14 protein-coding genes are annotated in these 14,811 nt (G+C 72.9%); 9 read left to right on the plus strand and 5 right to left on the minus strand.

Annotated elements, in window-relative coordinates; translation table 11 throughout:
• The first annotated feature begins 5 nt into the window (after positions 1-5).
• Positions 6-845 carry an MBL fold metallo-hydrolase gene (locus E1269_RS05580; protein ID WP_131892229.1) on the plus strand — a complete coding sequence of 280 codons (840 nt, stop codon included), beginning with the start codon at positions 6-8 and terminating at the stop codon, positions 843-845.
• Here E1269_RS05580 and E1269_RS05585 read toward each other — a convergent pair.
• Both E1269_RS05585 and E1269_RS05590 read right to left on the minus strand, forming a co-directional pair.
• Complete coding sequence (locus tag E1269_RS05585) at positions 787-3,789, minus strand: glycine--tRNA ligase (protein WP_131892406.1); 3,003 nt, start codon at positions 3,787-3,789, stop codon at positions 787-789. The two genes, E1269_RS05580 and E1269_RS05585, sit on opposite strands and share 59 nt — an antisense overlap.
• Before the next feature lie 18 nt (positions 3,790-3,807).
• Entirely contained in the window at positions 3,808-4,686 is an 879-nt protein-coding gene (locus E1269_RS05590) for a methyltransferase domain-containing protein (RefSeq protein ID WP_131892231.1), read from the minus strand.
• A 94-nt stretch (positions 4,687-4,780) separates the two neighbouring features.
• Here E1269_RS05590 and yaaA point away from each other — a divergent pair, with 94 nt between their 5' ends.
• Both yaaA and E1269_RS05600 read left to right on the plus strand, forming a co-directional pair.
• Positions 4,781-5,590 carry a peroxide stress protein YaaA gene (gene yaaA, locus E1269_RS05595; protein WP_131892233.1) on the plus strand — a complete coding sequence of 270 codons (810 nt, stop codon included), beginning with the start codon at positions 4,781-4,783 and terminating at the stop codon, positions 5,588-5,590.
• Between the two features lie 74 nt (positions 5,591-5,664).
• The gene (locus E1269_RS05600) at positions 5,665-7,149 is read left to right on the plus strand and encodes a glutamate-cysteine ligase family protein (RefSeq protein ID WP_131892235.1); all 1,485 of its coding nucleotides are present in this window, start codon (positions 5,665-5,667) and stop codon (positions 7,147-7,149) included.
• Between the two features lie 28 nt (positions 7,150-7,177).
• On the opposite strand, the gene E1269_RS05605 is transcribed toward E1269_RS05600, so the two are convergent.
• The 3 genes from E1269_RS05605 to E1269_RS05615 are packed head-to-tail and all read right to left on the minus strand — an operon-like array spanning position 7,178 to position 9,933.
• A complete protein-coding gene (locus tag E1269_RS05605; protein ID WP_131892237.1) occupies positions 7,178-8,335 on the minus strand; it encodes a bifunctional RNase H/acid phosphatase in 1,158 nt (385 codons plus the stop codon).
• On the minus strand, positions 8,332-9,057 hold the full coding sequence (locus E1269_RS05610; RefSeq protein ID WP_239000791.1) for a zinc ribbon domain-containing protein: 726 nt from the start codon (positions 9,055-9,057) through the stop codon (positions 8,332-8,334). The genes E1269_RS05605 and E1269_RS05610 overlap by 4 nt, the downstream gene beginning before the upstream one ends.
• Positions 9,058-9,111: 54 nt before the next feature.
• Positions 9,112-9,933: a Nif3-like dinuclear metal center hexameric protein gene (locus E1269_RS05615; RefSeq protein WP_131892241.1), complete on the minus strand. Its 822-nt coding sequence runs from the start codon at positions 9,931-9,933 to the stop codon at positions 9,112-9,114.
• Positions 9,934-10,709: 776 nt separating this feature from the next.
• On the opposite strand from E1269_RS05615, the gene E1269_RS05620 reads away from it, so the two are divergent.
• The 6 genes from E1269_RS05620 (at position 10,710) to E1269_RS05645 (ending at position 14,811) form a co-directional block, all read left to right on the plus strand.
• Complete coding sequence (locus E1269_RS05620; RefSeq protein WP_131892243.1) at positions 10,710-11,264, plus strand: cytochrome c-type biogenesis protein; 555 nt, start codon at positions 10,710-10,712, stop codon at positions 11,262-11,264.
• Entirely contained in the window at positions 11,261-11,530 is a 270-nt protein-coding gene (locus E1269_RS05625) for a hypothetical protein (RefSeq protein ID WP_131892245.1), read from the plus strand. The genes E1269_RS05620 and E1269_RS05625 overlap by 4 nt, the downstream gene beginning before the upstream one ends.
• A 29-nt stretch (positions 11,531-11,559) precedes the next feature.
• Positions 11,560-11,817, plus strand: coding sequence for a hypothetical protein (locus E1269_RS05630; protein WP_131892247.1), 258 nt, complete (start codon positions 11,560-11,562; stop codon positions 11,815-11,817).
• A gap of 134 nt (positions 11,818-11,951) precedes the next feature.
• Positions 11,952-13,709 carry a histidinol-phosphatase gene (locus E1269_RS05635; protein ID WP_131892249.1) on the plus strand — a complete coding sequence of 586 codons (1,758 nt, stop codon included), beginning with the start codon at positions 11,952-11,954 and terminating at the stop codon, positions 13,707-13,709.
• Between the two features lie 364 nt (positions 13,710-14,073).
• Entirely contained in the window at positions 14,074-14,499 is a 426-nt protein-coding gene (locus tag E1269_RS05640; protein ID WP_131892251.1) for a DUF6098 family protein, read from the plus strand.
• Positions 14,500-14,577: 78 nt separating this feature from the next.
• Positions 14,578-14,811, plus strand: coding sequence for a hypothetical protein (locus E1269_RS05645; protein WP_131892253.1), 234 nt, complete (start codon positions 14,578-14,580; stop codon positions 14,809-14,811).

Genomic DNA, 14,811 nt, shown 5'->3' on the forward strand with positions numbered 1-14,811 from the left:
CCCGCATGGCCGGTCTCGTCGAGGTGACCCGCGGCGTCCTCGTCGCCACGCACGACTTCTGCACGAGCACCACCACGGTGGTCGCCGCCGACGACGGCAGCTGCCTGCTGATCGATCCGGGCATCACCCCGGCCGAGCTGGACCTGCTGGCCGCCGAGCTCGCGCATCGCGGCCTGCATGTCGCCGCCGGGTTCGCCACCCACCCGCACTGGGACCACGTGTTGTGGGCCCGCGCGTTCGGCGACGTGCCGCGGTTCGCGACGGCGAGGGCCGTCGTCGCGGCGGCCACGGACCGCGAGCGGGGCCTCGCCCTCGCCGCCGAACTCGCCCACGGCACCGACGACGACCTCTTCGGCCGGCTCGTCCCGCTGCCCGACGCCAGCCCCAGCGTTCCCTGGCGCGGCCCGCGCGTCAACGTCATCGAGCACCAGGCGCACGCTCCTGGGCATGCCGCGCTGCACATCGTCGACGCGCACGTGCTGGTCACCGGCGACATGTGCTCCGACATCGAGATACCGCTGCTCGACCTCGACGCCGCCGACCCGCTGGACGACTACCACCACGCGCTGGACCTGTTCGACACGCTGGCCGCCTCCATCGCCCACGTCGTACCGGGCCATGGGCATGTCGGCAACGGCGCCGCACTACGCAACCGCCTCGCCGCCGACCGCCGCTACCTCGCCGAGATCACCGCCGGCCGCGGCGACGACGATCCGCGGCTCACCGAGGACTGGCTGATCCGCGATCACCGAGCCCAGCGCGCCCGAGTCTCGGCCACACCGGCGCTCAGCCGAGGGCGGTGTCGAGGGCGGCCCAGTCGACCGAGCGAGGGCTGTGGGCGCTGATCGTCGCCAGCAGGCCCAGCCGTGCCGCCCGCACCGCGGGGTCGTCGGCCATCACCAGGATGTCGTCGAAGAACGCGTTCACCGGCTCGACCAGTGCGCCTGCGGCCTCGGCGAACTCGTCGACCGGGCGGCCGGACCAGTCGCCCAGCGCCGACACCGCGGCCACCAGGCGCTGCTCGGCCGGCTCGGTGAGCAGTGCGGCGTCGAAGGAGGCCGCGGTGTCCGCCGGGACGATGCGCGCGATCCGCTGCAGGGCGGCGACCAGCGACCGGAAGCCGTCGTCGCCGGACCGCGAGCGCAGCGCCGACAGGGTGGCCACGGCCTGGCCGGGCGCGTCGGCACCGGGCAGGACGGCCGAGACGAAGTCGGCCGGGACTTCCTCGTCACGCAGCTGCTGGGCCAGCCGGGCCACCACGAACTCGCGCGCCGCCGCCACCGCGTCGTCGCCGACCTCGATGCCCTGGGCGCGCAGCCGGTCCGCCGCGACCGCGAGGCCGCCGTCGACCGTGACCGACGACAGTGCCGGCGCGTCGCGCAGGATGCGCACCACGCCGAGGGCCGCGCGCCGCAGCCCGAACGGATCCGAGCTGCCGGTCGGCTTGGCACCGAGCGCGAACATGGCCATGAGCAGGTCGAACCGGTCGGCCAGCGCCAGCACCGCACCGGCCAGCGACGACGGCAGGGCGTCGCTGGTGTGCCGAGGCAGCTCCATGTCGAACAGCGCCTGCCCGACCTCCGGCGACTCCCCCGCTCGCACGGCATACTCGCGCGCCATGACGCCTGCCAGGCTGGACAGCTCGACCACCATCTGCGACGCGAGGTCGAACTTCGCCAGCGCCGCGGCCCGCTCCAGCGCGGAGAAGTCCGCCGACGACAGCTCGACCCCCTTGGCCAAGTCGGCGGCGATGGTCTCGATGCGTGCCGCCCGCTCGGCCATCGAGCCGAGCTTCTCCTCGAACGTCAGCTTGGACAGGCCGGCCTTGAACTGCTCCAGCGGCACCTGCAGGTCGGCACGCCAGAAGAACGCGGCGTCCTCGTACCGGGCCCGCAGCACCGCCTCGTTGCCGGCGCGGACCACGTCGGCCTCGCACGCGCCGTTGGCGACGGCGACGAAGTAGGGCAGCAGGGTGCCGTCGGCCGCGCGCACCGGCAGGTAGCGCTGGTGCTTTCGCATGACCGTGGTCAGGATCTGCTCCGGCAGCTCGAGGTAGCCGGTATCGAACGCGCCGAGCAGGGCGTTGGGCTCCTCGACCAGGTTGGTGATCTCGTCGACGAGGCCGGCCTCGCCCTCGGTGTCGACCTGCCCGTCGACGCCGGCGGCCAGCGACGACGCCGCCGCGACCACCGCGGCGCGGCGCCGGGCACCGTCGGCGACGATGCCGTGGCCGGCCAGGAACTCCAGGTAGCCCGCCGCCGTGGGCACCGTCACCACCGGCTCGGCCGCGGTCCGGTGCACCCGGGTGCTGCGGCCGCTGGCCAGCGAGGACACCCGCACCGGCACGACTGTCTCGCCCAGCAGCGCGGTGAGCCAGCGGATCGGCCGGGTGAACGACAGCGCAGGGTCGCCCCAGCGCATGTTCTTCTCCGAGCGCAGCTCCGACACGACCTCGGCCAGCAGGATCGACAGCACGTGGACCGCGCCGCGGCCGGGGTCGACGACGTTGACGACAACGTGCTCGTTGCCGCCGAAGTCGCCCGTGGACAGCTCGGAGACGTCGACGTTTTGACCGCGGGCGAACCCGAGCAGCGCCTTGGTCGGCGCGCCGTCGGCGTCGTAGGCGGCGCTCACCCGGGGCCCGCGGACGGTGCGGTCGGCGTCGGGCTCGCGCGGCTCGACGGCGTCGACCTGCACGACGACGCGGCGGGGCGTGCCGACGGCCGTGATCTCGCCGTGTCCGAGCCTGGTGGCACCGAGCTTCCGTTCGACCGCCGAGCGCACGGCCGCGACGGTGTTGGTGACCTCGTGCGGCGGCAACTCCTCGGTGCCGATCTCGAACAGCAGCGGCGCCGACCCGGGCAGCTCGGCCATCGGAGCGTCGGGCAGCAGCGGCTCGGCGTCGTCGCCGTCCAGACCCGGCCGGGCCACCACGCCCAGCGGGTAGCCGAGCTCCTCGCGGCGCTCGGTCCACAGCGCCGACACCTCACGCGCCAGCCCGCGCATCCGGGCGAACGCCTTGGCCCGCTCGGTGGTGCTGATGGCGCCACGGGAGTCGAGCACGTTGAACGTGTGGGAGCACTTGAGCACGTAGGTGTGCGCCGGCACCGGCAGCCGCTCGGCGATCATGCGCTCGGCCTCGGCGGCGTAGGTGTCGAACAGCCGCCGGTTGGCCTCGATGTCGGCGTCGTCGAGGTAGTAGCGCGACATCTCGTACTCGGCCTGGCCGAACGCCTCGCCGTAGGAGATGCCCGGCGCGTAGGCGATGTCCTTGAAGTGGCTCACGCCCTGCAGCGCCATGATGATGCGCTCGATGCCATAGGTGATCTCGACCGAGACCGGGTCGAGCGTCTGTCCGCCGGCCTGCTGGAAGTACGTGAACTGGGTGATCTCGAGGCCGTCGAGCCAGACCTCCCAGCCCAGCCCCCACGCGCCCAGGGCCGGCGAGGCCCAGTTGTCCTCGACGAACCGGATGTCGTGGGCGTGGATGTCGATGCCCAGCGCCTCGAGGCTGGCCAGGTAGATCTCCTGCGGGTCACCCGGGTCGGGCTTGAGGATGACCTGGAACTGGGTGTGCGTCTGCAGCCGGTTGGGGTTCTCACCGTACCGGGCGTCGTCGGGACGGACGCTGGGCTCGACGTAGGCGACGTGCCAGGGCTCGGGACCCAGCACCCGCAAGATGGTCGCCGGGTTCATGGTTCCGGCGCCCACCTCGGTGTTGAACGGCTGCACCATCAGGCAGCCCCTGTCGGTCCAGTACTTCGTCAGCGCCAGCAGCGCGTCCTGCATCGTGAGCACAGAGGAACCCTAGTGGTGGAGGGCCGTCGGAACGAACTCGAACTCGGTGACACGAACCACGATCTCACCGTGCGGCACGACGAACCAGCCGTCGTCGTGGGCCGCCCAGGTCCGCCACGCCGCGGCCAACCGATCGAGGTCCGCGGTCGTGGCCAGGCCGCGGTCGACCGCCTGGCCGGCGAAGGCCGAGCCCACAACGCGGTCGGCCCACATGTCGCCCCACCACTGCCGTGCCCGCGGATCGGCGAAGCACCAGACGCTCGCGGTGGCGGTGACCTCACCCTGCCCGGCCGCGCGGGCCCAGGACAGCAGCCGCCGCCCCGCATCCGGCTCGCCGCCGTTCTGCCTGGCCAGCGTCCGGTACAGGTCGAGCCACTCCGACAGCCCCGGCAGCAGCGGGTACCACGTCATGCCGCTGTAGTCGGAGTCGCGGGCAGCGACCACCCCGCCGGGCCGGCAGACGCGGCCCATCTCGCGCAGCACGGCGAGCGGGTCGGGCACGTGCTGGAGCACCTGGTGCGCGTGGACGACGTCGAAAGACGCGTCGGCGAAGGCCAGCGACGTCGCGTCGCCGGCGACGAAGTCGAGGTTCCCGGCGGCGACGGGGCCCGGCCCGCCGCCGGTCGCGGTAACGGCCGGCCCGGCAGCGGCCGTGAGCTGGGGCCGGGCCGCGTCGATCACCTCCGCCGAGCTGTCCACCCCGACCACGCGCCCCGGCGCCACCAGCGTCGCCATCTCGGCGGTGATAGTGCCGGGACCGCACCCGACGTCGAGCACCTGCGCACCGGGCACGAGGTGGTCGCGCAGATAGGCAGCGGAGTTCTCGACGGTGCGCCAGCGGTGCGAGCGCAGCACGCTGTCGTGGTGACCGTGGGTGTACGTCGCCATGCCTCCCACAGTATCCCCCATGATCATCAACGGTTGGCGACGCCATGGCGTCGCCAACCGTTGATGATCATGGGAGGAAGATAGGCTGGCGGGCGTGCTGATCCTGCTCCCGCCGTCCGAAGGGAAGGCGGCGCCGGCGAGCGGGCCGCCCGTCGACCTCGACGCGCTGTCGTTCCCGGAGCTGACCGGCGAGCGGGTCGACCTGCTGGGCGCGCTGGTCCGGCTGTGCGGCACCGATCCCACGACGGCGGCCACCGTGCTGGGGCTGGGCCCGAAACAGGTCGACGACATCGCACACAACGCCGTCCTGCCCCAGGTGCCGGCCGCACCGGCCCGCGAGATCTACGCCGGCATCCTGTACGACGCGCTCGGCCTGCGGTCGCTGCGCGGCGCACCGGCCCGCCGCGCCGAGGCGTCGTTGCTGGTCACGAGTGGCCTGTGGGGGTTGCTGCGCCCCTCGGACGTCATACCTGCGTACCGACTGGGCGGCGGAGTCAGCCTGCCCGGCGTCGGGCCGCTGGCGGCGTACTGGCGCCGTCCGCTGGCGAAGAGCGTGCCCGCGGCGGCCGGTGACGGGCTCGTCGTCGACCTCCGCTCCAGCACGTACGCGGCGTTCTGGCGGCCCTCCGGCGAGGTCGCCGACCGCACCGTCGTCGTCCGGATCCTGCACGAGCATGCCGGCCGGCGCACCGTCGTCAGCCACCACAACAAGGCCACGAAGGGCCGGCTCGTGCGGCGGTTGCTCGACGACGGGCGGGCCACGGGCGCGCGCGGCCCGCGCAATCCGGACGCGCTCGCGCACACGCTGGCCCGCCACGGCTGGACGGTCGAGCTGGCCGCGCCGTCCCGCCCCGGGCGGCCGGGCACCCTGGACGTCGTCGTGACCGAGGTGGCGACCTCGTAGATTTGCTGTGACCGACATCACCGTGGATAGCTCGCCGGACGGGATAATGGCCAGGCAGGTCGCGGGGAGGCCACATGGGCGAGGACGTCGACAGGCGCGAGTTCAGCCGTGCTGACCGCACGCGCTACCGGGTGAAGGTACGCCGCGGCCTGGACGCGTTCGAGCGGATGCTGCGGGAGGCGCACTTCGAGTTCGAGCGGCCGATGACAGGTCTGGAGATCGAGCTCAACCTGGTCGACGAACGGTTCGAACCGGCCATGCGCAACGCCGAGGCCCTGGCCGCCATCGCCGACCCGGCGTTCCAGACCGAGCTGGGCCAGTGGAACCTCGAGATCAACCTCGCGCCGCGCCAGCTCAGCGGGCACGGCGCCAGCACGTTCGAGAGCGACGTACGGGCCAGCCTCAACGCCGCGGAGGAGAAGGCACGCGCCGTCGGCACCCGGCAGGTCATGATCGGCATCCTGCCCACGCTGCGCCAGGAGCACATGTCCGGGCGGGCGCTGTCGGGCAACCCGCGCTACGCCCTGCTGAACGAGCAGATCCTGGCCGCCCGCGGCGAGGACCTGCACCTCGCCATCGACGGACGCGAACGGCTGCGGGCCACGTCCGACACCATTGTCCCCGAGGCCGCCTGCACCAGCACGCAGTTCCACCTGCAGGTGAGCCCGGAGCAGTTCCCGGCCATGTGGAACGCCGCGCAGGCGGTCGCGGGCGTCCAGATCGCCGTCGGCGCCAACTCTCCGTTCCTGTTCGGCAAGGAACTGTGGGCCGAGACTCGCGTCGCACTGTTCGAGCAGGCCACCGACACCCGCAGCGAGGAGCTCAAGGCACAGGGCGTACGCCCGCGGGTGTGGTTCGGCGAGCGGTGGATCACCTCCATCTTCGACCTGTTCGAGGAGAACGTCCGCTACTTCCCGTCGCTGCTGCCCATTTGCTCCACCGAGGACCCCGTCGACGTGCTCGACCGCGGCGACACCCCGGCGCTGGCCGAGCTGACCCTGCACAACGGCACCATCTACCGCTGGAACCGGCCGGTCTACGCGGTGGTGCGCGGCCGGGCGCACCTGCGAGTCGAGAACCGCGTGCTACCTGCCGGGCCCACCGTCGTCGACATCCTCGCCAACGGCGCGTTCTTCTACGGGCTGGTCCGGGCGCTGTCCGACGAGGACCGGCCCGTCTGGACGCAGATGTCGTTCAGCGCCGCCGAGGAGAACTTCCACGCCTGCGCCCGCGACGGCATCGCCGCCCACGTGTACTGGCCCGGCCTCGGCCAGGTGCCGGTGGCCGAGCTCGTGCTGCGCCGGCTGCTCCCGCTCGCGCACGAGGGCCTGCGGCGCTGGGATGTCGACACCGAGGAACGCGAGCGGCTGCTCGGGATCATCGAGCAGCGCTGCGCTACCGGCATCACCGGCGCCGGTTGGCAGGTGCGCGCGTTCCACGACCTCTTCGACACCTCGTCGGTCAGCCGCGACGAGGCCCTGCGCCGCATGCTCGGCCAGTACTGCGACCACATGCATGCCAACCAGCCCGTCCACACCTGGCCCAGCGCGGTCGGCTGAGGCCCTCCCGCGACCCGATCCGCGGGGTCTACGGGCGCTGGCCGAAGCGCGGCAGGGCGATCGTGCCGTCGGCGTAGTGCTGGATCTCGGTGACCGAGCCGGGCGCCGGGAGCAGCCTGAACAGCGTCGCCGGCGGCGCGCCGAGCGCGATCCGGGTCAGCACGCGCATGGGCATCGAGTGCGTCACCACGACGACGGTCTGCCCCGGGTACCTGGCCAGCAGCTTGTCGCGGGCGACCGACACCCGCCGGGCGACGTCGTCCAGCGACTCGCCACCGGGCGGCGCGGTCGCTGTCGAGCCGTACCAACTCGCCACCCCCTCGGGGTACCGCTCGGTGATCTCGGCGAGCGTGCGGCCCTCCCAGTCGCCGAAGTGGCACTCGCGCCAGTCGTCGTCGACGCGCACGGACACGCCGAGCCGAGCGGCGACGGCCTCGGCCGTCTGCCGCGTACGCACCATGGGCGAGGCAACGACGGCGATCGCCCCCGACGCCGCGAGCAGCTCGGCCGCCCGGGCCGCCTGCCCGCGCCCGACCTCGTCCAGCTCCGGGCCGTCCACGCCGCCGCCGCTGAACCGGCGGGCGGCGGTCAACGCGGTCTGGCCGTGCCGCACGATCAGCAGCGTCGTCGGCGTGCCGAGCTCCGGGCTCCAGGCCGCGAGCCGGTTGGCCGGGCTCGTGGGCTCGGCCGGCTCGACCTCGCCGGCGTGGTCGTCCACGGCCGCGCCCTCCTCCACGGACGTGGGAGCCGGCGGCACCACGGACGCGACCCCGATGGGCTTGCCGTCCAGCGCCTGGTTGACCAGCGTGTCGGCGTGGGCGTTCTGTGCCCTGGGCACCCAGGTGTAGGTGACCCGTCCGGGTGGGAAGACCCGGCGGACCTCCAGGGCCAGCGGCTGCAGGTCCTGGTTCTTGATCTTCCACCGGCCGGACATCTGCTCGACCACGAGCTTGGAGTCCAGCCGCGCCTCGACGACGGCGTCCGGGTCGATCTGGCGGGCGGCACGCAGACCCGCGAGCACGCCGCGATACTCGGCGACGTTGTTCGTCGTGACGCCGATGGCCTCGGCCACCTCGGCCAGCACCTCGCCGGTGTCGGCGGCGCGTACGACTGCGCCGTACGCCGCCGCGCCGGGATTGCCGCGCGAACCCCCGTCCGCCTCGACGATCAGCCGGCGTCCGCTCACAGGCCGGACTCGGGCGTGCGGACCAGGATGCGGCGGCACTCGTCGTGGCGAACGACGACGTCCGGTGCCAGGCCGCGGATGCGATTGCGCTCGGCGGCGTCGAGCTGCAGCCGGCAGCCCTCGCACCGGCCCTGCCGCAGCGCCGCCGCACCGATGCCGCCGCGCTCGGCACGGATCTTCTCGTAGAGCGCCAGCAGGTCGGCCGGCATCTCTGCGGCCAGGGTCGACCGCTCGCCGCGCGCCGCGGCGGCATCTTCGTCGATCTTCGCCCAGGCGGCGTCGCGCGCGCTCTGGACCTCCTGCGCCCGCTTGCCGACGCCCTCGCGCTCGGCGGCCAGCGCCGCGGCCTCATGCTGCGCCTCCTCCAGGCGCTCCATGATCTCGATCTCGGCGTCCTCGAGCACGCTCTGCCGGCGGTTGAGCGAGGCGATCTCGCTCTGCAGGCTCTCCAGCTCCTTCGCCGAGGAGACCTGGCCGGCGTCGAGGCGCTGCTGGTCGCGGTCCTTGCGGGCGCGGACCTGCTCGACCTCGGAGTCGGCGCGCTTCTGCTCGCGCTCGAGGTCGGCGACGGCCGTGGCGGCGACCACCTCGGCGTCGCGCAGCCGGCTGTGCTCGGCGGCCAACGTCTCCAGCTCCGCCGCCTCCGGCAGCGCCGTGCGGCGGTGGGCGAGCTGGTCCAGCGTCTGGTCGACCGTCTGGAGATCGAGCAGTCGCAACTGCACGGCGGGGTCAGCGTTCAGGGGAGCCTCCTTCGTCGGCCCGGGCGACCGGGGCTCTCAGGACGATTCATGCATGGTCCACGGGTCGGTGGGTGTGCTCGAGACGCGAGTCTCCACCGTACTGCCCCGAGACGACAACTCCGCCGCCAGGCGGGCGGCCGCGTCGGCCAGCCATGGCCACTCACTCGCCCAGTGTGCGACGTCGACCAGGGCTGGCCCACCGGACTCCCCGGCCTCCGACGACGGGTGATGGCGCAGGTCCGCCGTGACATAGGCGTCCACGCCGGCGGCTTTGACGGTGTCGAGCAGGGAGTCGCCGGCGCCGCCGCAGACCGCCACGGTCCCGACGACGGTGTCAGGGTCGCCCATGGCGCGCACGCCGGCCGCCGTCGGCGGCAGCCCGCGGACCACCCGCTTGACGAACTCGGCCAGCGGCTCCGGCGTGGCCAGCGCACCGACGCGCCCCAGCCCGACGGCGGGGTCGGCGGCGTCGGCCGGAACCAGCGGCTGGGTGCGCTCGAGGCCCAGCGCGGCGGCCAACGCGTCGTTGACGCCGGGTGCTGCGCGGTCGGCGTTCGTGTGTGCCACATAAAGGCCACACCCTCCGGTGATCAACCGGTGCACGAGCCGGCCCTTGGGCGTCGTGGCCGGCACGCCGTGAACCGGCCGCAGGAACAGCGGGTGGTGGGTGAGGACGAGGCCGGCGCCCCAGGCCAGCGCCTCGTCGACCACCGTCACCACCGGGTCGACGGCGAACAGCACCCGGCCGACGTCGGCGTCGGGGTCGCCGCACACGAGGCCGACGGCGTCCCACGACTCCGCCAGGGCAGGTGGATAGAGCCGCTCGAGGGCGGCGACGACGTCGTCGAGGCTGGCCACGCGACCGACCTTACCGAGCCGCGCCGACGACGTTCCGGGTGCGCCGCGCCCTTCTATAAAGACCCGCGTTGACGTCGGCCCACACCCCGGCAACTCTGTGCCCGTGCACGGCTCCCGCAGCCGGTGGGACGCCCGTGCGCCGCCGACGGCGAAGGTTGCGTCCCGCGCCGCCCGGCGCCGTCAGCAGTCCCGACCAGACCCGGGCCATCCCCATCCGACCAGTCCCCTACGACGGCGAACGGAGGCCGCCTCATCGCCACCCACGACGAATCCTCGGGCTTCCCGTGGTGCGTCGAGCACGACCCCAGCGGCACGTGTCTCGGCGACGTCCGACGCCTGCCCGGCGGCGGCGCGGCTTGGCTCGAGGGCACCACCGCCCCCACCCTGCGGATCGCCCTCGGCCGGCCGCGGCGCGGCAACCTGTCGCTGCTGACCGCCACCGAGACCCGGGCGCTCATCACGACCCTCGAGGAGCTTGCCAGGGATATGTCCAGGACAGAAAGGTGAATCGAACGCCTGTTTGACACCCGAACTACACCACTGTCATGATGGCCACACCACCACCTCCCAGCCTCTCGGCACCGGGAGGGGTCACGATCACGAGGCACGGGCAGGTCCCGCCAGGCGCCTCGTCCAGCCGCTCACCGTGGGACGGCTGGCGACGACGCGACGCATCATGCCCGCCGCATCGCGGCGAGGCTCCTGGCGAGGCCGACCCGGCGCACACCCGCCGGGTCGGCCTCTGGACCCCATCCAGTAGTCCCTGGAGGAGACCCGTGGTCACCGTACCCAACTCCGAACACCGCGACGTCATCGTCCGCGCGCCGTTCCTCGGCGACGAGGTCGGCCACATGGTCGCCCGGCACGACGCCGAGGGCCCGACCATCGACGTCAGGCTGGCACCGCAGGACACCGAGCAGCACGTCGAGTTCTCCATCTCCCCGGCCGAGGCCCGCGAGCTGGCCGAGCAGCTGGTCCGCATCGCCGACGCCGCCCAGCGCGCCGGCTGGACCCCGGACGTGCTGGCCCAGGTGCGCGAACGGTTCCTGCCCGGCCACACCGATCAGCAGATCATCGAGCGGCTGGACCGGCTCGCCGAACGGCTGGGCGGATTCGTTCTGGGCCACCACGGCCGGGTCAGTTGGCGGGCCGGACGCATCCTGACCGCCGAGCTCGGCGCCGAGGCCGTCGGCCGGGCGGCCCTCGCACTGGAGGCGGCGGTCGAGCAGCTGTCCGCGGTCGGCGCGGCGGTGGGCCCGCTCACCGAGCTCCGGGCCGCGCTCACCCAGCTCGACGTGTTCTACCGGGCCGAGAGCGAGCACCGGCCGTGACCACCGAACCCGAAGAATGCGCGGTGAAGTGGTGCAACGAGACCGGCGAGCACTCGGTGCACCGGCTCTACCTCACGTCCCTGTGCGCCTGGCGCGGTTCCTGGCTGCTCGGCGTCAACACCGTTCAGGCCAACCACGACACGCCGCACGTCGAGCTCACCGCCAGCACCAAACAGGGCCGCCCCGCCATCGTCCCGCTCGATCCCGCCGAGGCCAAGACCGTCGGGCGCGCGCTCATCGAGGCGGCGTCCCGGGCCACCCGATGACCCGTCGTCGCCAGCAGCGAGGAAGCACCATGCCCCAGCACCGCATCTCCCCCGCCCACGAGTACCCCGGCCCCGAGGCCCGCATCCCGCTCATCATCGAGGTCATGGACTCCCGGCCCCTCGGCCGCGCGGTCGGCACCCTCGTGCCGCCCGCCACGGACGGCCACCGGTGCGCCCTGTGGACCGGCGTCGGACTAGTCGGCCACGAGATCGTCGTCGACCTCGACTGGCCCACCCTCGCCACCTGGGTCCGCGCCGTCGTCGCGGCCCGCGCTGGGCCCGGCTAACACGACGGCTGGGCGAGGGCTCAGGCGGCCGCCCACAGTTCGCGTAAAACGTCCCCGAATGTCGCCGTTCCGTCACCTGGCGGAGAGATCTTGCGGGAGCACCTGTCCGTCCTCCGCGCGCGAAAGGCAGTCCCATGTGCCACACCCCAGGCCACGACGAGCCGCACGACCACCACCACGGCCACGGCGGTCACCACGGTCACAGCCACGGCGCGGACGAGTTCGACCCGGACACCGCCGCCGCGCTCGACGCGTCCATCGCCGACGGTGAGCTCTCGCCCACGCAGCTCTCGCGCCGCTCCTTGTTCCGGTCGGCCGGCATCGTGGGCGGCGCGACGGCGCTGGGCATGGCCGGCGTCACCCCGGCCATGGCCGAGGGGCGCGGCCGACCCGCCGCCACCCCGGTCGGCAACGACGGCATCAAGCACTGGCTCGCCGGCGACCACCACATCCACACCCAGTTCAGCTCCGACGCCATGTACCGGGTCATCGACCAGGTGCAGCACGGTGCCGCGTACGGCCTGGACTGGATGGTCATCACCGACCACGGCGGCGCCACCCACTCACGCATCGGCGTCGAGCTGGTCAACCCCGACATCCGTGCCGCCCGTGAGCTGCTGCCCGACACCCTGGTCTTCCAGGGTCTGGAGTGGAACATCCCGGCGGCCGAGCACGGCACGGTGTTCGTCGCGCCCGGCCCGAACGAGGTCTCCGTCCTCAAACAGTTCGAGACCGACTACGACGGCGGCGTCAACGGCTGGGGTGCCAGCACCCCCGCCAACGAAGCCCAGGCGGTTGCCGGCATCACCTGGCTCGGCGCGCAGGTCGACGGGCGGCGCATCGACGACGCGCTGTTCCTGGCCAACCACCCGGCCCGGCAGGGCATCGACAGCCCGCACGAGATCCGCGCCTGGCGCGATGCCGATCCGCGGGTCGCGGTGGGCTTCGAGGGCGCGCCGGGGCACCAGGCCGCCGGGCTGCCCGCCGGCATCGGTGCCGGCTCCGCACGCGGGTTCTACGCCGGAGGCCCCAACGCCAACTCCTTCCCCGGCTATCCGCTGGAGAGCTACCGCACCTGGGGCGGCTTCGACTGGATGACGGCCACGGTCGGCGGGCTGTGGGACAGCCTGCTCGCCGAGGGCAAGCCGTGGTCCATCAGCGCCAACTCCGACTCTCACGTCAACTGGGGCGACACCAGCCGTCGGCCGGACGGTTCCTCGTCCGAGCAGTTCAACCGCGACGGCCGCTACGGAGCACCGGTCCACGGCGGCACGGTCAACCTCACCGCCGGCGACTTCTGGCCCGGCTTCTACTCGCGCACCCACGTCGGTGCTGCGGCCCGCGACTACCTCTCGGTCATGAAAGGCCTGCGCGACGGCCGGGTCTGGGTCGACCACGGCCGGCTGGTGAAGAACGTCGACGTCACGGTGCGGATGCACGGCAGCCGCGAGCCCGGCGTCCCGCTCGGGTCCACGTTGCAGGTCCGCTACGGCGCCCGGCTCGACCTCGTCATCCGCATCACCGCGCAGGACCAACCCAACTGGGCGCAGTTCGTCCCGCAGCTCAACCGGGTGGACCTCATCCAGGGCATGGTCGACCCCACCGGCGCCGCCGCCGACCGCGACACCTTCGCCGCTCCGGACACCAAGGTCGTCGAGCAGTGGGACACCTCGGGCCGCACCGGCACCTTCGAGATCGTCCACCGCCTCCCGGCCGCCTACGACCCGTTCTACGTCCGGCTGCGCGGCACCGACGGCAACCGCTCGCAGCCGGGCTACCTGGGCACCTCGATCGACCCCGAGGGTCCCGCCCTCGACGTCGTCGGCGACGCCGACCCGTGGGTCGACCTGTGGTTCTACACCAACCCCATCTGGGTGGTCCCCACCCGCTGATACAGGGGGTCCATACCGGCAGGGTCCCGGCGCCGGAGCCGCCTCGTCCGGCGCCGGAGCCGCCTCGTCCGGCTCCGGACCACGGCCGTGCGGCGCCGTCGGGTCGGCTGCCAGATGGTCAGCCGGGTGGGTGCCGCCAGCGCAGGAGGTAGCGGTAGTGCAGCCCGCGGCGGATCCACGGGTGATAGGCCGAATTCTGATTCCACATTTGGGCACCATGACTCACGGCGGGCGGCCTCCCGAACGCCGACGGCGGTCCGGTCAGGATCGGTGTCGGCGATTCCCCTGAGCACCTGGCCGCGGTCGCCCGGGCGTGGCACGCTGGCAGCCCGCGTACCGTTGTCCACGACAGGCAGGCACGCCCATGGCAGCCGAAATCCCGACGATCCGGACGCTCGACGAGCTGACCCGGGCGGTGCGGAGCCACACAGACGTCTTCCTGCGGTACTCACACGGTCCCGATGAGGACCGCGAGGCCGGCGCCAGTATCGACTACGAGTCCGGTGCACGGATGCCCGGTCTCTCCGTGACCACCGTGCAGCCGGAGCCGTGGTGGCCGCGGGCGGCGACGGACTGGGTCGCCCGCCGGGTGTGCAAGTACGCCGAGCTCGGCGCCGAGGAGGGACGCCGCCCGTGGCTGCTCACCGGCCGGGTCGTCGGCCACGGGCCCGACCACGAGCCGCTCGTCGTCGACGTCGAGCCGCTGGCGTTCCTCGCCGACAGCGTGGTGCGCGAGTCCGAGGAGCACTACCGCCGGCATTTCGACGTAGCCCGCGACTCGACGGACTGACGGCGGCGGGACCCGTGTGCGACGGGTCGTCGCTGGGTACGGGGCCGCACGACGACCTGATACCGAGGAGGCACCCCCATGGCGACCGAACCGAGCAGCCCGCTCCCGGACAAGGACTACAACCTGGTGAGCGTGGTCCAGGCGTCGCTCAACTACGCGTGGCAGATGGAGACCTACATCGCCGACGCCAAGAAGGCCGGCGACGCCGAGCTGGCCGAATGGTTCAGCAAGATCCAGCACAACAACCAGAAGGCCGGCGAGCAGGGCAAGAAGATGCTCGCCGCCCGGCTGTCGCAGGAGATGTCCGGCTGA

This window comes from Jiangella asiatica, assembly GCF_004349065.1.
Taxonomy (GTDB): Bacteria; Actinomycetota; Actinomycetes; order Jiangellales; family Jiangellaceae; genus Jiangella; species Jiangella asiatica.